Annotated in this window: 11 protein-coding genes; 6 read left to right on the top strand and 5 right to left on the bottom strand. The window is 61.6% G+C overall.

Going from position 1 to position 22,685, the window contains the following annotated elements:
• Positions 1-3: 3 nt before the first annotated feature.
• The 5 genes from OKW98_RS10005 to gabT all read right to left on the bottom strand — a co-directional run bounded on the left by OKW98_RS10005 (position 4) and on the right by gabT (position 18,595).
• On the bottom strand, positions 4-14,094 hold the full coding sequence (locus tag OKW98_RS10005) for a filamentous hemagglutinin N-terminal domain-containing protein (protein ID WP_265389004.1): 14,091 nt from the start codon (positions 14,092-14,094) through the stop codon (positions 4-6).
• Between the two features lie 21 nt (positions 14,095-14,115).
• Positions 14,116-15,759, bottom strand: a complete 1,644-nt coding sequence (locus tag OKW98_RS10000) for a ShlB/FhaC/HecB family hemolysin secretion/activation protein (protein ID WP_265389699.1) — start codon at positions 15,757-15,759, stop codon at positions 14,116-14,118.
• A 292-nt stretch (positions 15,760-16,051) separates the two neighbouring features.
• The gene (locus OKW98_RS09995) at positions 16,052-16,540 is read right to left on the bottom strand and encodes an Lrp/AsnC family transcriptional regulator (protein WP_003174918.1); all 489 of its coding nucleotides are present in this window, start codon (positions 16,538-16,540) and stop codon (positions 16,052-16,054) included.
• 44 nt (positions 16,541-16,584) lie between these two features.
• Positions 16,585-17,244, bottom strand: a complete 660-nt coding sequence (locus tag OKW98_RS09990; RefSeq protein ID WP_265389003.1) for a 2-haloalkanoic acid dehalogenase — start codon at positions 17,242-17,244, stop codon at positions 16,585-16,587.
• A 46-nt stretch (positions 17,245-17,290) separates the two neighbouring features.
• Positions 17,291-18,595, bottom strand: coding sequence for a 4-aminobutyrate--2-oxoglutarate transaminase (gene gabT, locus OKW98_RS09985; RefSeq protein ID WP_265389002.1), 1,305 nt, complete (start codon positions 18,593-18,595; stop codon positions 17,291-17,293).
• 215 nt (positions 18,596-18,810) lie between these two features.
• On the opposite strand from gabT, the gene OKW98_RS09980 reads away from it, so the two are divergent.
• From OKW98_RS09980 to OKW98_RS09955, 6 genes are all read left to right on the top strand, one after another.
• A complete protein-coding gene (locus OKW98_RS09980; RefSeq protein ID WP_265389001.1) occupies positions 18,811-19,737 on the top strand; it encodes a 2-hydroxyacid dehydrogenase in 927 nt (308 codons plus the stop codon).
• A 639-nt stretch (positions 19,738-20,376) separates the two neighbouring features.
• Positions 20,377-21,510 (top strand): colicin E3/pyocin S6 family cytotoxin, encoded by a 1,134-nt coding sequence (locus tag OKW98_RS09975; protein ID WP_265389000.1) that lies wholly within the window; start codon positions 20,377-20,379, stop codon positions 21,508-21,510.
• 7 nt (positions 21,511-21,517) lie between these two features.
• Positions 21,518-21,757: a pyocin S6 family toxin immunity protein gene (locus OKW98_RS09970; RefSeq protein WP_265388999.1), complete on the top strand. Its 240-nt coding sequence runs from the start codon at positions 21,518-21,520 to the stop codon at positions 21,755-21,757.
• Between the two features lie 58 nt (positions 21,758-21,815).
• On the top strand, positions 21,816-22,061 hold the full coding sequence (locus OKW98_RS09965) for a pyocin S6 family toxin immunity protein (protein ID WP_265388998.1): 246 nt from the start codon (positions 21,816-21,818) through the stop codon (positions 22,059-22,061).
• Positions 22,049-22,324, top strand: coding sequence for a pyocin S6 family toxin immunity protein (locus OKW98_RS09960; protein ID WP_265388997.1), 276 nt, complete (start codon positions 22,049-22,051; stop codon positions 22,322-22,324). The genes OKW98_RS09965 and OKW98_RS09960 overlap by 13 nt, the downstream gene beginning before the upstream one ends.
• A 163-nt stretch (positions 22,325-22,487) precedes the next feature.
• The gene (locus tag OKW98_RS09955; RefSeq protein ID WP_265388996.1) at positions 22,488-22,622 is read left to right on the top strand and encodes a pyocin S6 family toxin immunity protein; all 135 of its coding nucleotides are present in this window, start codon (positions 22,488-22,490) and stop codon (positions 22,620-22,622) included.
• Positions 22,623-22,685: the final 63 nt, after the last annotated feature.

Raw genomic sequence — 22,685 nt, 5'->3', positions numbered from 1 at the left:
TTCTCACTTCTTATCTAGAATTTCAATGTTCTTGATCGCCGGAAGATGCTCGCCGCCCTGCTTATTAAGCAAGAACTGCTGAGACTTACCTGCATCAGGGCCAATCATTTTAAACCAGCCATCTTTTCCGCCTTGCAGCAAGCTGTTAGCTGGAACATCAAACTCAACATAGACAGAGCCTTTGGGTGCAGCCCCTTTAAAGTCAGCGATGCCATTAGTCGAAATAAAGGTTTGTCCTCCACCGCCTTGCACCACTTTATTTGTATTTTGCATCTGCGCCAGCTCATCAGGAGACATCCACCTTCCTACACGAGTCATGCTGACATCGTCGATTGCCTTGGTTTCGCCAAGTTTTAGCGGAGAGCTGACTGTTGCTTTTGCACCACTCGCAGCAGCTTCTCCTGCATCAGCGCCTGCGTCAAGTGCCCCCTTTCCAGCGGTTTTTCCCGCTGCTGCCCTCTCTGCGGCAGCGACACCCACGCGTCCTCCAAGCACGACATCAGCGATTCCGGACTCACCCCAAAATGCCTGCAACCACGCATGATCAGCCAGTCTCTCGTCGTTGTGGTTGACGTCTTGGAAGTGAGCGAGTACTTCCTTTTCGTCGGCATTCAACGCGAAAGAATCAATCAGCGAATCTAGTTTCGCAGAACCTTCTTTCGCCGCACTGTATTGAGCGTTACAGGCGCTTTCTCCTTCCCCCTTGCAATCATACAACCGAGCACCTGTTTTGCTATCGGTCAGGACTTGGTATTTATCCTGCACTTGGCCACGACACGCTCCTGGATCGGGGTTGGCACGGCAACCTACCAGCTCCTTGGAAAGGGCATCAACCTCGTCGTGCGCCAGATAGTTGTAAGCAGTTGCCTGCTGTGTCACCCAGCCAGCTTTCTCCTGATCCTTGGCACTTCCACCTGCCGCTGCCGCCACGGTCATCCCGACCAACTGTGACGTCATCGTGAGCAAACGCTCGTGAGCATCTCCTGGAAAGATATCGCTACCGAACTTTTCAACCAGCGCCTCATTGGCGCCCGCCGCCAACGCCGAGGTGCGGAAATCGCCGCCAGCAGCTTCGCCTATCAGCCCGCCGACGATGGCATGTACCGCGACCTTTGTCGCCAAACCGCTGCCATTCAGGGCATCGCCGACGTTCTGGTAGATGTAGCCACTGAGCACGTTAGCGGCCATCATCACAGCCGCTTCAGCCAAGTTATCCTTGAACTTGCCGCCCTGAAGAACGGTTTTCAGCGCTGAGTTCACAGCCAGTTGCAAACCGATACTGGCGTTGCCGATCCCACCGCTTACACCCGCGATCACATAACCTTTGAGGCTATCGCTGGAAGTGACATCTTTGGCAACAGCCCCCAGATCGCCACGATTGTTGACAGTACTGGTGGCTGCCTTGGTAGCTACGGCTGCGACCACCGAGTTGGCAGCTGCTCCGGCAGCCGAATTCGCAGCGGCTCCGACCAAGGTACTGCCCGCTCCCCAAGTCAGGTAGGTGACCAAGATTGCGATAGCCAGTTGCGCCCCAGCACCTAGGCCTGAATTGTTGTACTTGAAGGACTCATGCGCCTCTTTAACCAATGTCCAGTCAACATCCCCCCGCTTTTCCGCATCCTTCAGCCAAGCCAGATCGGGATCAGCCTTGACCATCGCATCAATCGCCTGGCTAACCGTCTGCTGATTAACCTGCTTGACCTCGATATGCAGGCCATCCACCGCATTGATTGCCACAGCGCCTTTGGCAATCAGCTCACTCTGGCGCAAGGTTTCATCGGTCTTGCCCTTACCGGACATGGAGTTCCACGCAAGGCTGGTATTGCTCTTCTCATGACTCTCCTGATGCAGGTCTTTAACGCCCTCAAAGTTGATCGCCCCGCCGCTGTTGATCGTCAGGTCTTTACCGCTGTTGAGCTTCGCGACCTGATACTGCTGATCGCCGCCACTCACCAACACCAGGTTGCCGCCAGCGGTGATTTCGCTGCCGATGTTTTTCACATCGGTCACTTCGTCGTGCTTGGTTTTCTTGGCACCGAAGGCGCCTTTTTTCTTCATGTCGTACAGCGAGTAATCGTTGTCCTGCGCAGCGAGGACTTCGAGTTTGTTGCCTGCTGCCAGATAGGCTTCGTCGTTGGCGGCGATGCGGCTGGAGGTGACGGCCAGGTTTTGCCCGGCACTCACAGCAACACTGCCACCCGCCGTGATTTCGGTCTGAACCTGGCTGACGTGGTCTTCCTGGCGCTTGACCTTCTTGCTCTTGCTGTACGAGTGCTCTTCATCCGCCGCCGAGCTGATCGTCACGTCTTCGGTCGCGGCCATGGCGATGTCGCGTTTGGCGTCGATCTGGCTGGCGATGGCGTTGATGTCGCGCCCGGCTTGTACTGAGAGGTCGCGGCCTGCGCTCACGGTCGAGCCGATCTGGGTGATGTCGCTGCTGGTGTGTTTGCTGTTCAGCACGAGGCTGTCAGTCAGTTGGGTTGCGGCGGTGTTGACGTCTCGGCCGGCGTTCAGCGTGATGTCGCGACCGGCTTGCAAGGTGCTGCCGATGTTGTTGATGTCGCGGCCTGCCGAAACGCTCAGGTCATTGGCGGCTTCGATGCGGGCGGCGTTGTCGGCGTATTCCTTATGCAGTTGGCCCCGCACGTCGCTGTCCAGCGAAGTGACGCTGCGCTCGTTGGTGACATCGCCGCCGATGGCGGTCACGGTGACGTCGCGACCGGCGATGATGCCGCCCGCTTTGTTGGTGACGTCGTTGCCCGCGAGCAGGTCCAGGCGGTTGCCGGCGGAGATCAGGCCGCTGTTGACGAGGTCATTGCCGGCGGTGGCGGACAGGTTGTTGGTGGCCTTGAGGGTGCCGACGTTGTCCAGGTTCTGGCCGGCAATGAGGGTCACGTCCTTACCGGCGATCAGTGCGCCGTTCGGGGCGAGACGGCCGTCGGCCTGCGCCAGATACAGCACGGGCACCAGCACGTTTTCGCCATTCACTTCGCGCTCTTCGAGCCAGACGATGTCGTGGGTCAGTGCAGCCACTTGCTCGGAGGTCAGCGAGACGCCCACGGTCAGGTTGAGCTGGGTTTTGCTGGCGATGGCGTTGTTCATCAGGTACTTGAACTGATCCTCGTTGGAGGTCTGTCCATCGATGAATGCCTGCCCGGTGCGGGAGGTGACGGCTTGTTGCACCAGACGCTGTTCGTAGAGGCCGTCGCCGAGGCGCTTGGCGCTTTCGTCGGGGTTGTAGCCGAGGCCGGCGAGCAGGTAATCCGAGCTCATGAATTGCTTGAGGTCGGTGAGCACCGGGTTGGTTTCGATCAGGTATTTGCCGGTGCGGGCCGTGGCTGCGGTGGAGGGCAGGCCCTGAACTCGGGCGACGGTTTGCGCGGTCGCCGACTGGCCTGGGCTGTTACCGGTGGGGCTTGCGCCACTGATGCCGCTGGTCCCGGGAATGCGGGCAACGCCTGTCGAGCCCGAAATTCCGGAAAGGCCGGTAACGCTTGCTGCGCCTGTGACACCGTTGATACCGCGGACACCTGCTACGCCCCCAACACCCGTGACGCTTGCGACACCTGCGACCTGGTCGACGGCGGCAATGCCGCCAGCGCCTGCCTGGTGGCTGGGAACCGAGAACCCGCCGCTGCCGGAATCGCCCGGTGTGGAGAGGTTGAACGCCGATGCATCGGCGTTGATGCCTGACGGGTTTCGAGTTGAATCGCCGAGCTGCCGACCAGTGCTGAGTGCCTGACTTGCGGAGGCGATTTGCAGGTTGCTGCCCTGTCCAACAGGGAGAGCCTGATCGCGTTGAGCGGTAGAAACACTGGCGCCTGTCATGGTCCAGCTTTGTGGTGCGGTGGTGGCTACAGTGACAGCGGCGTTACTGCCGCCCTGCCCGCTCAGGCGGAACAGGCCGTTCTGCCCGGTGGGCAGGCTGAATCCGGGGAGTGCGGTGGGGTCGACTTGCTTTTGCGCGAGGTCGGGGGGCAGTTGTGCGTTCAGGCGAACAACGACGGTCTGACCGGTGCCGTTGGCGTGGGTGTCGGCGACTTTGTTGGTGCCGCCGGCCGAGGCGTAGTCTTCGTGAATGACGCTGTTTTGCAAGTCTTTGGTGGCGGTGATCGCCACGTTTCCGCCTGCCTGGATGACGGCGCTGCGGCCGGCATTACCGGTGCCGTCTTTGGCGACTTCGACGTCGCTGACCAGCGTCATGGCGGTGACTGCGGTTGGCACTTGCATGAGGTTTGCCGGATTGTACTGCGAAGCCGGCGTGGTTCCCCATGCGTAACCTACAAGGGTAGCGGGATAGCGATAGCTGCCAATGACCTCACCCGTCGCGGCATCCTTGACTCCGATATATTTGTAATCCGTCCGCTCGCCTTTCCCCCCTCTCTCGGTATAGATCGCGGCGTACGGGACGCCAAGTTTTAAATCCCCGTTCGCGTTGACGTAATAAACGTTTGGAAAGTCTGGATTGTTTCGCTGGTTGTACTCATCGATCGTCGGCAAAAACCGCTTCACCGTCCCGTCCGTAGACCCTCCATGGAAGAACGTCCGCGTGCGCTCAACCGTCCCGCTCACCGCGCCGATGTTCTTAACGTTATCCGCCTGAATCGAAATATTACCGACCGCGCTAACCGTGCTCTTGCTGTTGATAAAGCTGCCGCCGGTGAAGTTGAAATCACCACCGGAAGTCATCAATGCCGAGGCGCTGGTATCGTTGTCCTGGCCTGCGTCGAAGGTTTCGCGGGCGATGTAATTAACCGAGTAATGGTCACCGCTGCAGTCAACGCATTGCACCGCAATAAACCCGCTCACCAACGTGCGGCCAACCGCAAAATTCTGCGCGCCGCCCGAACCCTCAGTACGGTTCTCGAACGCCGTGGCATTGATGGTGAAGGTGCCACCGCTCTCCATCGAGCCGGAGACGTTGGAGACTTGATCAGCACGGGCAGTCCCGTAACCGCCAATGGTGAGATCACGCAGGCTGTAGAAATCGCCTTTGGTGTTGGTCAGGGTCCCGGTGTTCAGCTGCAAGTTCGCGCCGCTGAAGATAAGCCCCTGATTGTTGGTCAGCGAAGGCGTCGTAATGGTGAGGGATTGGCCCGCGCCCAACGTGCCGTAGTTGGTGACGCTGCCCGCATTGACGAACAGGTCCGCACTTGAAGTCAGGCGACCGGAGTTGGTCACAGCCCCCGCCACATTGATATCCGTCCGCCCACCCCCTGCAATGGAGGTCGGCGAATTCAGATCCAGTCGATTCGCGCTCAGCCCCAGCGTCCCCAGGCTGGTCAGTCGACCATTGCCCGAATACCCGCCCGACAACGAGACATTCATCGCGCCGTCACTGGCAATCAACCCATCGTTGATCCAGTTCCCGCCGGTCCCGACAAAGGCCGTCGACGCCAGCAACTGACCCGCCGCGGTCTGGGTGAAGTTGTTGACGTTGACGTTCAACGTGCCGGCCTGAAGGACGCTGCTGTTGGTCCAGGTGTCGGCGTTAAGGGTCAGCACGCCGCGGGTGACCAAACTGCCGCCGGCGTTCATGACGTTGTCGGTGGACACGCCGAAGTTGCCGCTGCCGACGTGCAGAATGCTGCCGCCACCGTTGAGCAGGCTGCCGACACCCACCGCGAGGTCGGTGTTGGCGGTTTCCAGGGCGCCGTTGCGGTTGTCGAACAGGCCGCTGATGTGCAGGTTGGTCAGGCCGCTGGTGCCGAGTGCGCGCAGTTTGCCGGTCTGGTTGTCGAGACTGGCGGCGCTGATGCTGAGGGTGCTGTCACTCTCGATGATGCCCAGTCGGTTGTTCAGCGCGCCGGCGAGGCTGAGGTCGATTTGCTGGCCGGCGATCTGGCCGTCGTTGTCGCCGCTGTTGTCGAAATTGTTGCCGGTGACGTTGATCCGCTGTCTGGCGTACAGGCCGCCGTTGCGGTTGTCGATGTTGCCGCTGCCGGTGTTGATCAGCGCGTCGCCGCCCTGGGCCGACACCCGGCCGCCGTAGTTGTCGATGCCGGCCAGCGCGCGGATGTCGAGGCTTTGCGCCTGGGTGATACCGCCCTGACGATTGACGTCGTAGCCGTTTTTCAGCACGCCGGTGATGCGCGCGACGAAGGCACTCTGCAGGCTCGACAGCACGCCGCCACGGTTGTCGACGTTGTTGGCGGTCAGGTTGAGGTTGCCGGCCTGGGCGATGATCCGGCCGTTCTGGCCGTCGATGTCGCCGTTGACGGTCAGGTCCAGCGCGCCCTGGCTTTGCAGGGTGCCGCTACCGTTGGCAAGGCTCGCGGCTTGCAGCCTGAGGTTGGCGTTTTTGCTGTAGATCAGGCCGTCGTTGCCGTTCTGCACTGCGCCGCCGGCGTTGACCTGAAGCTGGTCGTTGGCGGCCACGGTGCCGCGATTGCTGTTGTCCAGGCCACCGGTGGTGAGGGTCAGCGCCCGCTGGCTGGCCAGTTGACCGCCCTGGTTGTTGATCTGGGCGGCGCGCTGGATCAGCAGATCCCCCGCGCTGGCGAGCTTGCCATGGGTGTTGGTCAGGGTGCCGAGCAGATCAAGGGTGACGGCGGCGTTGCCCGCGACGGTGCCCGCGCTGTTGTCCAGGTCGGTGCCGGTGAAGCTGATGTTCTGTTGCGCGTTGACCGTGCCTGCCGCGTTGCCGAGGCCGGCGGCATTGATGGTCAGGGCGGCGCCACTGTCGATCAGGCCGCTCTGGCTGTTGTCCAGCACGCCGCTGACGTTGAAGGTCTGGCCGCCGCCGCTGGACAGAATCCCGCCACGGTTATCGACGCTGGCGGCACGAACACTGAGGGCTTTCTGGCTGACCAGCGCCCCGGCGGCCCCATTGAGCAGCGCGCCCGTCAGGTTGACGCCGACGTCGCCGCTACGGCTGGAGAGTGTGCCGCTGTTGCGGTTGTCCAGGGTCCCGCCGCTGACGCTCAACCCTGCCCAACCGGAGATGAGCCCGGCCTGGTTGACCAGCGTAGTGGCGTTGAGCACCAGGTTCTGGTTGCTGATCAGTCGGCCGTTGCTATTGTCCAGGGTGCGCCCGGTCAACGTGAAACTCTGGGCGCTGGACATCTCGCCAGCCTGGTTGTTGAAGTCGCGCATCCGGTTGACGGTCAAGGCGCCTTTCGCGGTGATAAGCCCGCGCTGGTTGTTCAGGTCGGCACCGTTGAGGTCCAGCGTCACGGCGCTGTCACCCAGCAGCCGTCCGCCGTTCTGGGTCAGGCTGTTGAGCGTAAGGGTCATGTCGCCCTTGGCCGAGACTTCACCGCCGTCGCTGGAATCCAGCGCCTGAGCGTTCAGGTGCAGCGTGCCCTTGCTGTTGATCAGCCCGGTGGTGCGGTTGTCCAGCGAACCGGTGCGCAGGGTCAGGTCAGTCCCGGCCAGCACAAGGCCGCCACGGTTGTCGAGATCGACGGCGGTGGCGTCGAGCGCACCGGTCGCGTTGATGAGGCCGTTGCTCTGATTGGTCAGCAGGCCGCGAACGTTCAGGCCGAAGTCGCTGCGGCTGGTCAGCGTGCCGGCGCTGTTGTTCAGCGATCCCGCATCAATGTTCAGGTTGGCGGCGGCGATCATGCCCTTGACGTTGGTCAACGCCTGGGCGACGCGGACGATCAGCGGCTGGTTGCTGAGCAGTTTGCCGTTGCTGTTGTCGAGGCTGTCGGCGCTGAAGGTGAAGCCCTGAGCGCTGGAGATTTCACCGCTCTGGTTGTTCACGCTGGCCAGGTTTTTGAGCAGCAGAATGCCGGGGGCGTTGATCAGGCCGTTCTGGTTATTCAGCTGGCCGTGATTCACATCGAGGGTCAGGTCGGTGTTGCTGAAGAGCATGCCGCCTTGTTGATCCAGCCCGGCGACGCTGGCGGAGAGCGCGCCGTTACTGCCGATGCTGCCGCCGTCGAGGTTGCTGACCTGAGCCGCCACCATCTCCAGCGTCGAGGCGCTGCTGACGCGGCCGTTCTGGCTGTTGTTGAAGTCGCCGGTGTGCAACGACAGCGCGCCTTTGCCGCTGATGCTGCCGCTCTGGCTGTTGTCGAGGGTGCTGCTGTTGAGGGTCAACCCGCCGTCGGTAACCAGCTTGCCGCCCTGATTGCTGATCGCGCCGCTGCTGTTGACGGTCAACGCGCCGGCACTGGACAGACTGCCGCCGTTGTTGGCCAACGAAGCGCTGCGCACGTTCAGGGTGCCTTCGCTGTCGATCAGGCCCTGGCTGTTGAGCAACGCGCCGCTGAGGCCCAGGTCGATTTTCTGCTGGCTGACCAGATTGCCGCCGCTGTTGTCCAGCTGCGTGCCCGTGACCGTCAGCAATGACTTGCCCGACAACACGCCGTTGGTGCGGTTGAGCAGTTGATCGACGGTGAGGGTCAGGGACTTCTGGCCGATGACGCGACCTGCATCGCTGTTGTCCAGACGCTGGCCGGTGACGCTGATGTCGTCCTGGCTGGACAGCTCGCCGCCGCGGTTGTCGATGTTGCCGACGTTCAAGCTCATGACGCCGTTGGCGCTGACCAGACCGTCCTGGCGGTTGTCGAGGCTTGCGCCGGTGAGGTTCAGCGCGCCCAGGGCGATCAACTGGCCGCCCTGCTGTTGCAGCCCGCCGATGTTGGCGATCAGGTCCTGTTTGCTGGCGATCTGGCCCAGGCCGTTGTCGACGCTGGCGGCATTCAGGGTCAGCTTGCCGTCGGCCACCAACGTGGCGTTGTGGTTGTTCAGGGCGTTGCTGACGTTGAGGTCGAACGAACCTCGGCTGCTGAGCAGGCCTTCGGTGTTGTCGAGGCTGTCGCTGCGGGCTTCAAGGGATGCGGCGGAAATCACGCCTTTGACGTTATTGAGCGCCTGGGCCACGCGCACGATCAGGGCTTGATCGCTGAGCAATTTACCGCTGCCGTTATCGAGGCTGTTCGCGACGAAGGTGAAGCCTTGGGTGCTGGAGATTTCGCCGTTCTGGTTGTTCACGCCGACCAGATTTTTCAACAGCAGCGCGCCGGAGGCATTGATCAGGCCATTCTGGTTGTTGAGCTGGCCGTGGTTGAGGTCGAGGGTCAAGGCGCCGTTGCTGAACAGTTCACCGCCCTGTTGATCGAGGCCGGTCACGCTCGCGTTGACCGCTTTGGTCGCGGCGATGCGTGCGCCGTCCTGATTGGTGACCTGGCCTGCGGTGAGGGTCAAGGTGTCGGCGCTGGTGAGCTGGCCGCCATGGCTGTTATCGAAGGCGCCGGTGTTGATTGCCGCGCTGGTTTTGCCGGAGATCACGCCCTGATTGCGGTTGTCGAGGCTGGCACTGGCGAGGGTGAGGCCGCCATCGGTGGTGATCGAGCCGTGCTGGTTATTGACCGCGCCGAGGGTGGCGATCGTCAGCGCGCCCGCGCTGGACACACTGCCTGCGGCGTTCGACAGCGATGCTGCCTTGAGGCTCAGCGCCGCTTCGCTGCTGAGCAAACCGGCGTCGTTGAGCAAGGCGCCGCCAAGGTCGACGGCCAGACCGTTCTGGCTCGCCAGGGTACCGGCGCTGTTGTCCAGCGTTGAGCCGGTCAGTTGCAGGGTGTCGCCAAACAGCATGCCTTTGGTGCGGTTGATCAGACGATCGACGTTGAGCTGCAACGCCGTACCAGCGATGACTTTGCCGGCATCGCTGTTGTCCAGTTGCTGCGCGGTGATCGTCACGTCCTGCTGGCTGGACAGCTCGCCGCCACGGTTATTCACGTTGCCTACGGTGAGTTTCAGCGCTTTTGTCGCGCCGACCAATCCTGCGCCGCTGTTATCGAGGGTGTTGCCGGTCAGCGTCAGATTGCCCTGAGCAACAAACTCGCCGCCCTGCTGCGCGAGGTCGCCGACGTTGGCGACGAGATCGGACTGACTGGCGATGCGGCCAGCGGCGTTACGCACGCTGTCAGCCTGGATCTGCAGCAAACCAGCGGCACTGAGCAGCCCGCTCTGGTTGTTCAATTGCTGGCCGAAAAACGCAATCCCGCCCTTACCGCTGATCAAACCCTTTTGACTGTTATCCAGCGCATCGATAAACAGCTGCATGTCCCGGCTGGCACGCACCGAGCCGCCGCGGTTGTCGACGGTGGCGCTGCGCAGGGTCAACGCGTTCTGCGTCGACACAACGCCGCCGCGGTTGTCCAGGAACAGGCTTTGCAGCGCCAGCGCACCTTTGGACTGAATGCTGCCGCCCGCCTGATTGTTCAGCGCGCCGGTCAGGGTGAGGGTGACATCGCCATCGGACACCACCGTGCCCGACTGACTGTTGTCCAGACTGCTTGCGGTGACGGTCAGGCCATCGGCGGCACCCAGTGTGCCGCCCTGACTATTGATCGCGCCGCTGACGCCCAGGGTCAGGCGTTCATCGGCCGTGATCTGCCCGCCCGCGTTGTTCAGACTGGCCGCCGTCACGGTGCCGATCTGCGCCGCCGACAGCTCGCCGTTCTGGTTCGACAGCGCAGCGCCGACCACGACATTCAACGCTGCATCGCTGCTGACGCTGCCATCGTCGTTGAGCAGTGTGCCGGTTTGCAGGTCGATGCCCTTGCCGGAGATCAGCCCGCGGACGTTGCTTAGCTGCTCATTAACCCGAACGCTCAACGCCTGTTTGCTGATCAGCGAGCCGTCGTCGTTTTGCAGGTCGTCGGCTGCGAGGGCGAACGCGTTGAGGCTGGAAATTTCGCCCGAGCGGTTGTCGACGCGGGCGAGGTTCTTCAACAGCAACTGCCCCGGCGCCGTGATCACGCCGCCCTGGTTGTTGAGCAGTCCACCGTGGAGGTCCAGGCTGACATCGCCGTTGCTGTAGAGATGGCCGCCGTTGTGCTGGTCCAGCCCGGTGACAGACGCCGTCAGCGCGTTCGCACTGGCAATGCGCCCCGCGTCGCTGTTATCGACGTGCTCTGCCGTGAGTATCAGTGCGCCGGTGCTGGTGAGTGTCCCGTTGCGGTTGTTGAACGCGGCGGTGGTGAGGGTGACGCCCGCCCCTGCGATACGACCGCCGGTGCTGTTGTCCGCCTCGCCGGTTTGCAGGTTCAGGTCACTGACGCTGGTCAGCTCGCCCCCGCGGTTATCCAGGCTGGCTGCGTTGATGCGGGTGCTGCCGTTGGCGCTGACCGTTCCGGAGCCGTTGAGCAGTTGCCCGGCAATGTCCGCCGACAGGGCGCCAACACTGGTTACCTTGCCCTTCTGGCTGTTGTCGAAGGTTTGCGCAGTGATTGCCAGGTTGCCGTTGCTGGTGATCAGGCCGCCGCTGGCATTCAACAGCTGGCTCGCGGCTATGGACAGATCGCCCTGGCTCAACACTTGACCGCCCTGGCGGTTATCAAGGCTGGCTGCCTTGAGCTGCACACCGTTGGCGGTGATCACCCCGGCTTGATTGAGCAACTGCCCGGAAATGTCCGCAGACAAGCCGGCCACACTCGATACTTTGCCCTGTTGACTGTTGTCGAGATCCTGCGCGGTGATCGAGAGATTGCCGTTGCTCGTAATGAGACCGCCGCTGGCGTTCCATACCTGAGGGGCTGTAATGGTCAGACTGCCCAGACTCGCCACCTGACCGGACTGGCGGTTATCCAGAGTGGTCGTGTTGATCTGCACACCGCTGGCGGTGATCAAGCCGCCGCCGTTATTCAGCAGTGGACCGGAGATGTCCGCGAACAAGGCCGCAAGACTCGACACCTTGCCCTGTTGGCTGTTGTCGAGGTTTTGAGCGGTGATCAACAGGTTACCGTTGCTGGTGATCACACCCGCGCTGGCGTTGCGCAGCTGACTGGCGACTATCGAGAGAATGCCCTGGCTCAACACCTGACCGCCCTCGTGGTTATCCAGGGTCGTCGTGTTGATCCGCACACCGTTGGCGGTGATCGACCCGCTGCCGTTATTGAGCAGCTGTCCGGAGATATCCGCAGACAATGCCGCCACACTCGAGATCTTGCCCTGTGTGTTGTTGTCGAGATCCTGCGCAGTGATCGCCAGATTGCCGTTGCTGGCGATCACGCCATTGTTGGCGTTCAAAAGCTGACCTGAGGCGATGGTCAGAGCGCCCTGACTTAGCACCTGACCGCCCTGGCGGTTATCCAGCGTCGACGCTTTGATCTGTGCGCCATTGGCGGTGATCAAACCAGCGCTGTTGAGCAGCTGTCCGGCAATGTCCGCAGACAGGGCTCCAACACTCGAGATCTTGCCCTGAGTGCTGTTATCGAGATTTTGCGCAGTGATTGCCAGATTGCCGTTACTGGTGATCAACCCGCCGCTGGCGTTCCACAGTTGGCCAGCGTTGAGGGTCAGACCGCCCAGGCTCACCACCTGACCGGCCTGGCGGTTGTCCAGGGTCGCCGCGTTGATCCGTGCACCGTTGGCGGTGATCACCCCGGCGCTGTTAAGCAGTTGTCCGGAAATGTCCGCGGTCAACGCGGCCGCACTTGAGATCTTGCCCTGCTGGCTGTTGTCGAGGTTCTGCGCGGTGATCGCCAGACTGGCGTCGCTGGCAATCTGGCCGCCGTTGGCGTTCAGCAACTGGCCAGCGGTGACAGTCAGATCGCCCTGACTCACCACCTGCCCGGCCTGGCGGTTGTCCAGCGTCGCCGCGTTGATCCGCGCACCGCTGGCGGTGATCACCCCGGCGCTGTTAAGCAGTTGTCCGGAAATGTCCGCTGACAACGCCGCCACACTCGAGATTTTGCCCTGCTGGCTGTTGTCAAGGTTTTGCGCGGTGATCGACAGGTTGCCATTGCTCGCGATAAGCCCGCCGCTGGCGTTCCATACCTGAGTGGCCACAAGGGTCAGGCCGCCCTGACTCAGCACACGACCGGCCTGGCGGTTATCCAGGCTGGCGGCGGTCAGTTGCGTAACGGCCTGGCCGCTCAACGTGCCGCCCTGGTTATTGATGGATTGCCCGGCGCTGACCTGCAGTGTTCGACTGGCAACGACGTTGCCGGCGTTGCGCAGGTCCTGGGCGCTGATCGTGACATCGCCGGCGCCGTTGCGGCTGTTGTCGGCATTTACGCCAGCTTCAACGATGGCCGTGTTGGTCAACTGCCCACTGGTGGACAGCCTGATCTGATCGCGGGCGGCGACGTTCTGCTGGATGCTCAATCCATCGCGACCCTGCACGTCGACACTGCTGCCGTACACCGGGCCCTGAACCTGGGCGTTGAGGGCCTTGACGTTGACGGCGCCGGTCGCGGCGGCCTGGGCCATGTTGAGCTGGCCATTGGCGTCGATCTGGATGTCGCCGGCGCTGGCGGCCAGATTGCCGGCCACTTTCACGCCGACCCCGGCTTCGGTGCCCACCAGACGAATGGCGCCGGCATACATGCCGCCCAGCGCAGAACTGTCGATGGCCAGTTGCGGTTTGGCGCTGCCGTCGTCAGGCAGTGCCGTGGCGTTCAGGGTCTGCGCGTCGACGTTGTTACGACCGGCGATGATGTTGAGTGTGTTGGCGTGCAGCTCGGCGTTGATCTTCGCGCTGCGGGTGATGATGTCGAACTGGTCGAGGTTGCTGGCGTCCAGCCCCCCACCTTCGATGGACACGCTGCCGCCTTCGACGCGGAAATGGTCGAGACGGCCGTTGTCCAGCACTGGCGTGCCGGTGGTGAGGGTCGCCCGCGGTGTGTTTATGAAGCCGCAGCCGTTGCAACTGATGCCATAGGGGTTGGCGACGATAACGTGGGCGGCCTGCCCGGCCACTTCGGTGTAGCCGTTGAGCTGGCTGGCGTTGGCGCCGGTGACTTCGTTGAGAATGATGGACGCGGCGCGGCCGTTGAGGTTCGGGTTGCCGACCACGATGCCACCCAGTTGCGTGCTCTGGGTGCGGGCGGTGGCGTTGTTGAGGATCACACCCTGGGTGCCGACGTTGTACTGCTGGTACTGGTTGTGGGAAAGACCGCTCGCATTGGGCGCCGCGATGTTGACGATGGGCACGCCGTTCCCTGCCTGACTCAGGGTGGTGTTGGTGGTGCCGCTCACCGCGATGCCGTCGGCCTGGGCCAACAGCGGTTGCCAGAACATCGCGTTGGCCAGAATCAAGGCGATCCCGCGCTTGGGCATGCCCCAGAAACGCGGGCGCTCAGTCAGCGCAGCGGAAGGCTGGCGCACGAGGAAATCGAAGTGGCGAACGTCCATGTCAGGTATCCCGGTCAAACGTTAGAGAAAAAAGTCCATGCGGAAATAGATCGGCGACTCGCGCTCGATCAGGCCGCCTGGGCGCTCCAGAGAGTGGGCAAAGGTGACCGTCGCGGCGACGTGCTGACCGCGGGCAAAGCATTCGAAAGCGTTGCTGGACAGGCGCCCGTGCGCGTCGCCGTTGTAGCGATCGTTGGCGATCACGCCCTGGTCGTAAGACGCTGCAATGCCGTAATCGCTGAAGGCCGGGCGCAGCCAGTCGAGGGTGACGGGGCGGGTCAGGCGCAGCTCGTTGCGCCAGTAGCCGCCGCTGTCGCCGGACAGCAGTTGGTCCTTGTAGCCGCGCACCGACGATGACCCGCCCAGGCTCATGCGCTGAGGACTGAACAGCACATCTTCGCTGCGCTGCCCGGTGGCGAGGCTGGTGAAGGTGAAGCTCTCGTCCCACAGCTTGAACGGCTGCAGGTAGCTCACAGTGCCGGTGTATTTGCGATAGCGCGCATTGGCTTCGCCTGGGCCCGGGTGGTTGTTGTCCTGGGCCCCGAACGCGCTGATGCCTTGCTGCATGCCGAGGTCGAGGTTGAGAAACGCCGAGCCCACGCGCCGGCCGTGGTTAATGCCATATTGCACTTCGCTGATGCGGTTGCTGCTGTCGGCCAGCCGGCTGCCTTCGATGTAGTTGTTGCTGCGCAGGTTGGAGACGCCAACGTTCAGCGAGGTCTTGCTCAGGGCGTCACGGTAGATGACCCGCTCGGCGCGCAACTGATGGGTCTGGCTGTCGCCGTTCTGCTTGAAATCGAAACCGTTGGCCTGGGCCTGTGAGCGGTATTCACTTCCGCTGTAGCTGTAACTGAAATTCCACCAGCCCCATGGCAGGTTGTAGGCCAGCCCGGTGTTGTGCGAGGTGTGCAGGTGATCGGTCACCGCGTCGTGGCCGCCACGCAGGCTCAGTTGATCCGCGAGACCCAGCGGGCTGTCCCACTCAAGCCCGGTGTTCCACTGTTGCTCGCCGGTGCTGCGCTGGCCATCGTTGTTGCGCGACAGGTTCACGCGCCATGGCTTTTGCGGGGTGTTCTTGACCAGCACATCGCTGCCGCCGACTTCCTGGCCCGGCGTCAGCTCCATCTGCGCCTGATTGGACGGCAGGCGATTGAGCTGATCGACCATCTGCTCGATCTCGCGCAGGTTGACCAACTGCCCTTCCCGCCCCGGAAACGCCATCTTCAGCTCACGCTCGCTCAGGCCGCCGTCGGCAGCGCTGCGCAGTTTTTCCAGCTGGCCTTCGACCACCAGCACCTGCAGCTGCCCCTTGGACAAATCTTGCTGCGGCAGGTAGGCGCGGCTGGTCACCAGCCCTTTCGCGATGTACAGGTTGGTGATGGTCTTGAGCAATTCGTTGAGCTGGGACACGCCCATGCACGTGCCCAGATAAGGCTGGATCAGGCGCTGACGCTCAGCATCGGACAACGACGCGGCACCTTTGAGCTCGATCGCCGTGATGGTGAAGCAACGCGTGTCGGCAGGGGCCGCCGGCGCGACAGGTGCGGCTTGCTTGCCGGGCAGACTCTTGAGGTCTTCGAGGCGGCGCTGCTGATCCTGGAGCAGTTGCTCCTGGCGGTCGCGCAACAGGTCCTGATCGCCCGGTGTGGGCGCGGCACGAGTCATGAGAGGCGTTGCGGCGAGCAAACAGAGCAGCGCAACTTTCAGGGCGGAGAGGTCCACGAAGCGTCCTTGCAGTAGCACAGTGATATCAATAAACGGCGCGATATTAATGAGCCATTAGACTGACGTCAATAAGCCGGCATGAAATTTCATGTCCCACTCGATGGTCGCGGACCTCTCCCGTTGGCTAAAAGGCACCCAAAAAAAAGGCCGTCCGCGTGAACAGACAGCCTTTTCAGGGTCCCGCATTCCCTCCTCTCGGGGGGCGCAGGTCGCTGTTGAAAACGGGTTTAATTCAATGCCGCAGCAACTTGCGCAACGGCACCCCATCCTTGAGCACCGGCGACTTGATGACGATGTAGCTGAAGTACTTGGAGATCCCGATGTTTTTGTCGAGCAGGCTTTCCACCACTTCCTGGTAGTGCTGAATGCTGCGGGTCATGAAGCGCACCAGGTAGTCGTAGCCGCCGCTGATCAGGTGGCATTCGAGGACTTCGTCCACCAGGCGGATGTTGGATTCGAACTTGGCGAAGTCTTCGCGCTTGTGGTCGCTGAGGGTGATTTCGGTGAAGACGGTGACCGAATCGGTGATCTTGGCCAGGTTCAGATGCGCTTTGTAGCTGGAGATATAACCGGCCGATTCCAGCCGCTTGACCCGTTGCAGGCACGGGCTGGCGGACAGGCCGACGGCATCGGCGAGGCTGACATTGGTCATCCGGCCGTCCTTTTGCAGTTCGACCAGGATGCTGATGTCGATCCGATCCAGTTTTACGAGCCCTTCCATCACGTACCTCTTGACTGCCGTTGTAAGACAATCTTCTAGCAAAATCAGCGCCGTAAAGACAGCTGATGCTGCGCCACAAGGTCGGCCATGCTGTTGATGCAGTACTCCGCCGCGCAGGGCAAGGGCTGACGCGCCCGGTGGCGGCCGATCAGGCAGCGGTCCAACGCGGCGTAAGGGTCGACCGACGGTCGTGTCACGTGCAGAACAGGTTGCACCTGATCGCCCTGATCGGTGAGCCATTGCGGACCTTCGGCCAGGGAAATGAAATCTTCCGGTGCAATTCCCAGGCGCTCGCACAGCAACCCGCGATCCTCGGCATCGCGGTCGCCGCGCACCAGCAGTCGATAGAATTTGCGCAGGTACAGCATCGCCCCCGGTGCGTCTTCGAACAACGACCAGTTGCCCGCCGAACGGGCGAAGCTCATGCCCTCCTCCCAACTGGCGTGCAGGCCCCACTTTTCCGCCAGTTGCCGATGGGCGAAACACAACAGGCCACTGAAGCCCAGCTCGGCGAAGCGCGGATAAAGGCTGGCGACGACCGCGTTGAATTCGGCCAGCACCTCGTCCCTGGCCGGTTGCCCGCCACGGCTGTCGAGCAGCGGTTGCAGCGCGGCCCAGACGCCCGAATCGCGGTCCACCAGCACTTCATCGCAATCAATCAGTAACGCTCGGTACTCTGTTAGCCCTGATTCTGTCAGCCCCATGTGGATCAAACCTCCTGGATGCATCTGGCCCGTCGCGGGCAAAGCGTCACTTCACATTCGAGTTCAAGACTCGTGCCAAAGCGGCGTCGAGGATCTGCACGGCTTCGTCGACCTGGGCTTCGGTGGTCACCAGCGGCGCAAGGAAGCGCAGCACGTTGCGGTAAACGCCACATTTGATCACCAGCAAACCGCCGGCACGGGCTTCGTCGATCACCCGTGAATTGAGGTCGGCGTCCGGGGAACTCGCCGCATCATCCTTGACCAGCTCGATCGCCAGCATGAACCCGGTGCCACGGACGTCGCCGATGCGCGGGTAACGTGCCTGCAAACCAATCAGGCCCCGGCGCAGGCGTTCACCCAGAAGTTGGCTGCGCGCCAGCAGTTGTTCTTCCTCAAACGCGTCAATCACCGCCAGTGCCGCCGCGCAGGCCAGGGCGTTGCCGCCGTAGGTGCCGCCGAGGCCGCCGGGCAGCGGCGCGTCCATGATGTGCGCCTTGCCGACCACGCCCGACAACGGCAAGCCACCGGCGAGGCTCTTGGCGACAGTCACCAGATCAGGCTGGATGCCAGCGTGCTGGTAGCCAAACCAGGTGCCGGTGCGACCGAAACCGCTCTGGATCTCGTCGAGGATCAAAACGATGCCGTGTTTGTCGGCCAAGGCGCGCAGGGCCTGGAGAAACTCCGGCGGCGCGGTGAGGAAGCCGCCATCGCCCTGCATGGGCTCGATGAGGATCGCGGCGACGCGGTCTGGCGCGACTTGGGTGGCGAGCAATTCGTCCAGCGCCTTGAGCGCGACCTCGCTGCTGACACCGCGATACGCATTCGGGTACGGCGTGTGGAACACCTCCGGCGCGAAAGGCCCGAAGTTCTGTTTGTAGGGTTGGCTCATGCCGGTGAGCGTGGTGCCAAGCAAGGTGCGTCCATGGAAGCCGCCACGAAAGGCGATGACCGCCGAACGGTTGGTGTGGGCGCGGGCGATCTTCACAGCGTTTTCCACGGCCTCGGCGCCAGAGGTGAAGAACGCGGCCTTGTAGGCTTCCTGACCGCCGATCATTTCGCAGAGGCGCTGGGCCAGGTCTAGGTAAGGTGTATAGGCCGCCACCTGAAAGCAGGCGTGGGAGACTTTTTGCAATTGGGCCTGCACGGCAGCGACCACTTTCGGGTGGTTATGGCCGACGTTGAGCACGCCGATGCCGCCGACGAAGTCCAGGTAGCGCTTGCCATCCACGTCCCACAATTCGGTGCCCTGGGCGCGGTCGATCACCAGCGGGTGCGCAGTGACCAGACCACGGGGCACAAATTGCTCGCGCTGACGGAGCAAAAGAGGGGTTTCGTCGACTTTGCTGTTCATGGCATTTCCCATCGTGAGTCCGGCAACCTGGAGGCGGTTGCGATGCTGCTCAGGTTACGGCGTGCGGGCAACGCACTTAGCCGAACTTGGCCCGTGAGAAATTCGGATCAACTGTTTTGGCCCCGCCTTTCAACAGATCCTGCGCCGGGCTTGGGGGATGATGTGGGCTAGCTCCCTACCCCTTCCCTTCAGTTTCCCTTTAGCAGGAGAAGCCCATGGCCTTGCTCTACAAAGCCGACCCCGCGCGCGCGCAACACTGGCAGACGCTGTTCGCCGAACACGCCCCGGACATCGAATGGCGCGCCTGGCCGGACATCGGCAATCCCGAAGAGGTCGAGTACCTGGCGGCCTGGCAGGCGCCGGATGATCTGACGCAGTTGCTGCCCAATCTGAAGGCGCTGTTCGCGCTGTCTGCCGGGGTCGATCAGCTGGATCTGTCGCGTTTGCCGGCGGATCTGCCGGTGGTGCGGCTGCTGGATCCGGGCATCACCCGGGGCATGTGTGAGTACGCGACGTGGGCGGTGTTGAGTCTGCATCGGGATATGCTGCGGTACCGCGAGCAGCAGGCGGCGCGCTGTTGGCAGGCGCATCTGTTGCGGCCAGCGGAGCATCGGCGCGTGGGGGTGATGGGGTTGGGCACCCAGGCGCAGCAGATTCTGGCGACGCTGGCGCCGTTCGGGTTTGCGTTGTCGGGCTGGGCGCGCAGTGTTCATGAGATTGAGGGTGTGGACTGTTTTGCGGGTCAGGCGCAGTTGTCGGGGTTTCTGGGTCAGTGCGATATTTTGTTGTGTGTGTTGCCGTTGACGGAGCAGACGGAGGGGATTCTGGACCGGAACCTGTTTGCGTTGCTGCCGCGGGGCGCGGGGCTGATCAATATGGGGCGCGGCGGGCATCTGGTGGAGGGGGATTTGCTGGAGGCGTTGGAGAGTGGGCAGTTGAGTGGCGCTGTTTTGGATGTGTTGCAGGTGGAGCCGGCGGCGGCTGATCATGGGTTTTGGGGTCATCCGCAGGTGGTGTTGACGCCGCATGTGGCGGCGATGACGCAGCCGGCGAGTGCCTTTGGGGTGTTGCTGGAGAATATTAGGCGGTTTGAGCGGGGGGAGCGGATGGTGGGTGAGATAGATCGAAATCGGGGGTATTGAGCTTCGCAGATCGTTCCCACGCTCCGCGTGGTAACGCCAGATCAAGGGCGTCTGCCTGGGGGCAGACCGTTTCGCCTTCGGCGACTTACTTTTGAAAAGCACCAAAAGTAAGCAAAAGTGCCTGCTCCTGGTTGGGCCCGACTTCGTCGGGTTCCCTCACTTCGACGACGCTCCGTGGGCCCGCGCCGAACGGGCATCCATGTCCTGACGGCGCTCTCGCCGCATCCATGCGGCTCGACCCACTGCGCGTCATCTACGTTCGGCCTGCACCAAAGTCGCGATTGGTGTCGTCTGGGCTAGCTGTGTATGAAGATCAAAAGCAGATCAAAAGCGGATCAAGGGCTTCCCGGCTAAAGCTGGTCCTACGGGGATCGCCGAAGGTCCCACTGACACCGCGCATGCTTTTAGTGGGACCGGCTTTAGCCGGGAAGCTTTTGATTTGATCGTTCCCACGCTCTGCGTGGTAATGCCGCCCCGGACGCTCTGCGTCCCGCTGTTGATTTCTTACCGGCTTAACCCAGTCCCACCGAAATCTGAAGCCTGTCCGCCCGGCAACATCCCGTAACCCCCACGCCGTTGACCGCTCGTCGACCCGCCCGCATCCTGCGCCGCCTTAAATTGGCGGACATCAGGAAGGTCATGTTCAAGGACGACAAAAAAGATCCCTTTGAAGAACACTCGATTTTTAAAGGGCTTCCCAACGGAGGCGCGTCGTGGGTAGCGTGGAATCTGCCGCCCGAGCCCGTGCGAGTCCCAACCCCGATGCCAGAGCGCTGGCCCGCCCCGAAGGAGCGTACCGATAAGGTCTTCGCCAAATCCTGTACCGGGGAATGGTGCAGCACTGACGCCGGGACCACTGTCGAACCCGCCTCCAACTTCGGCGCGATCATGATGGCGGGCGCCATGCTGCTGCCTTCCGCCTCAGACGCCATTGCAGCGGCTCTGGGCGCAGACATGGGACTGGGCCGCATGGCCGGCGGCGGCATCATGCAACGCAGCCACACCTGGCTGCTTCGCGGAGCAGGCGGCCCGGCGAGTTTGTTCATCGTGGGCATGCTCCCAGCAAAGATGGGCGACGGCACCCTCTACACCGACGACGAATTGCGCAACCTGACTCAGGCGACAACCCGGGTGCGTTTCCAGCTGCGCCGTGACGCCGAAGGCGAGTTGCAGATTTACGGCATCCATTCCAAGGCATCCGGCGACGACTCGGTCCGCACCGTGCAAGCCCGCTGGAATGCCGACAAAAGCGCGATGGAAGCCCATCTCAACGGCGTCACCATTCTCATGACGCCCCGCCGAGGTCGATATGGGACGCTGGAACCGCTGGTCTACCCTGAAAACAGCGACGCCCGTTTAGGCACCATCCTCGTCCACCCTATCCCGGACGACACCGACAGCCAGCTCGAAGGCCTCCCCGGCGAAGACATCACCGCCGAAGACTGCATCCTGGTCTTCCCGGCCGAGTCGGGGCTGAGGTCGATGTATGTGGTGTATGCGCGGCCGTTTAATGGGGATCATGGGTATCATCCGCCTCCACTGGACCTCCCAGGCTTTCCAGACGCCAAGAAAGCAGACAGTAAAACAATGGTCCAGGGTGGTGGAGCGAAGCGACGACGCTGGAAAGATCCCAAAGGCCGAATATTTGAGTGGGATAGTCAGCACGGGACTGTCGAAATGTACGACAAACAAGGCAAGCACTTGGGGGAGTTTGATCCTCAGAGCGGCGAGCGAACCAAGCCGGCCAAGCCCGGCCGTAAAATTGAAAAGTGAGATTTCTATGTTCCTCTATATATTTGGATTTTTGCTCGACAGCACCGAAGACGACTCGCTGAAATTTGAAATGAAGATAGATCCGTCGTTGGATGACGAAATCGTAGCGCGGCTCGGCCATGCAAGCCTAAACGCGATGGCGGAAGGTGACTGGCCGCTGACAAACGAGCAGGTCACAATGCTGTCTTCACTCACGGGACGCCAACTTCCGACCGATCTGAAGCTCCTGATAGGCGTCGTAGCGTAAGCACAGCACAGGGCCAACCACCCTCTGGATAACTTAATGATTGGTGAAGTCACCTCATATGGCATTCATTCTGATACAGGGCTTTTACCCTGAGCCCAACCCGGACAACTCGCTGCAATACGAAGCAGACGTATCAGCGCATTTAGAAACCTCGGTGCTCGCCGTGATGGGATGGTCGTCTCAAACGGATGTTCCGCCCGGGGACCACGACCTTACAACCGCTCAGGCTTCCGAAATATTTTCAATTCTCGGCGAGTCGTTCAGACCAGACCTGATTTACGGAATCGGACTATGCAGATCGTGACAGGGCGCGTTTACCCATGCATTAGCGGATTTTTGGCAGACAGTAGTGAAGATGACTCACTTAAGTTCGAGCTTGATCTCGACGAATCTCATATACAGGAAATCCTCCCGATACTTGGCCTTCAGAGCATCAATGAAATGGCAGCAGGCCAATGGCTGCTCTCTACTGATCAGATCATGCAAATGTCGACACTGGTGGGACGGCCACTGCCTATTGATTTACAGCTGTTCATAGGACTTGAAGCTCGAACGGAAAGGTCTTGAACGCTTGCAACGGAATGATTTATTTGCAGTGCGAATACTGCACAGGAGCCCAACCAATGCCATACCTATCCATCAGCGGCTTCTTTCCCGAGCCGAATCCTGATGACTCCGTAAAGTACAAAAGACCGTCACCCAGGATGCTCAGATTCCTGTACTCGCAGCGATGGGTTGGGCGTCACTTACTGATGTGCCTGAAGGTGAATATGCGCTGACAGAGATTCAGGCTGCAGCAGTGTTGGAATTGCTAGGCGACCCTTTGAACAACGAGCTTGTGTACTGTATCGGACTGCGCAGATAGACAACGCTAATGATTCGAGGCGTCATCCCATATGACATTCATGCTGATACAGGGCTTTCGTTT

The sequence above is a fragment of the Pseudomonas sp. KU26590 genome (assembly GCF_026153515.1).
In the GTDB taxonomy this organism is placed as follows: domain Bacteria; phylum Pseudomonadota; class Gammaproteobacteria; order Pseudomonadales; family Pseudomonadaceae; genus Aquipseudomonas.
This window is presented reverse-complemented; position numbering and strand designations above follow the sequence as displayed.

What these genes read in the sequence shown, in the direction of transcription:
- OKW98_RS10005 (WP_265389004.1), bottom strand. Translation starts at nt 14,094, where the DNA reads ATGGACGTTCGCCACTTCGATTTCCTCGTGCGCCAGCCTTCCGCTGCG.
- OKW98_RS10000 (WP_265389699.1), bottom strand. Translation starts at nt 15,759, where the DNA reads ATGACTCGTGCCGCGCCCACACCGGGCGATCAGGACCTGTTGCGCGAC.
- OKW98_RS09995 (WP_003174918.1), bottom strand. Translation starts at nt 16,540, where the DNA reads ATGGAAGGGCTCGTAAAACTGGATCGGATCGACATCAGCATCCTGGTC.
- OKW98_RS09990 (WP_265389003.1), bottom strand. Translation starts at nt 17,244, where the DNA reads ATGGGGCTGACAGAATCAGGGCTAACAGAGTACCGAGCGTTACTGATT.
- gabT (WP_265389002.1), bottom strand. Translation starts at nt 18,595, where the DNA reads ATGAACAGCAAAGTCGACGAAACCCCTCTTTTGCTCCGTCAGCGCGAG.
- OKW98_RS09980 (WP_265389001.1), top strand. Translation starts at nt 18,811, where the DNA reads ATGGCCTTGCTCTACAAAGCCGACCCCGCGCGCGCGCAACACTGGCAG.
- OKW98_RS09975 (WP_265389000.1), top strand. Translation starts at nt 20,377, where the DNA reads ATGTTCAAGGACGACAAAAAAGATCCCTTTGAAGAACACTCGATTTTT.
- OKW98_RS09970 (WP_265388999.1), top strand. Translation starts at nt 21,518, where the DNA reads ATGTTCCTCTATATATTTGGATTTTTGCTCGACAGCACCGAAGACGAC.
- OKW98_RS09965 (WP_265388998.1), top strand. Translation starts at nt 21,816, where the DNA reads ATGGCATTCATTCTGATACAGGGCTTTTACCCTGAGCCCAACCCGGAC.
- OKW98_RS09960 (WP_265388997.1), top strand. Translation starts at nt 22,049, where the DNA reads ATGCAGATCGTGACAGGGCGCGTTTACCCATGCATTAGCGGATTTTTG.
- OKW98_RS09955 (WP_265388996.1), top strand. Translation starts at nt 22,488, where the DNA reads ATGGGTTGGGCGTCACTTACTGATGTGCCTGAAGGTGAATATGCGCTG.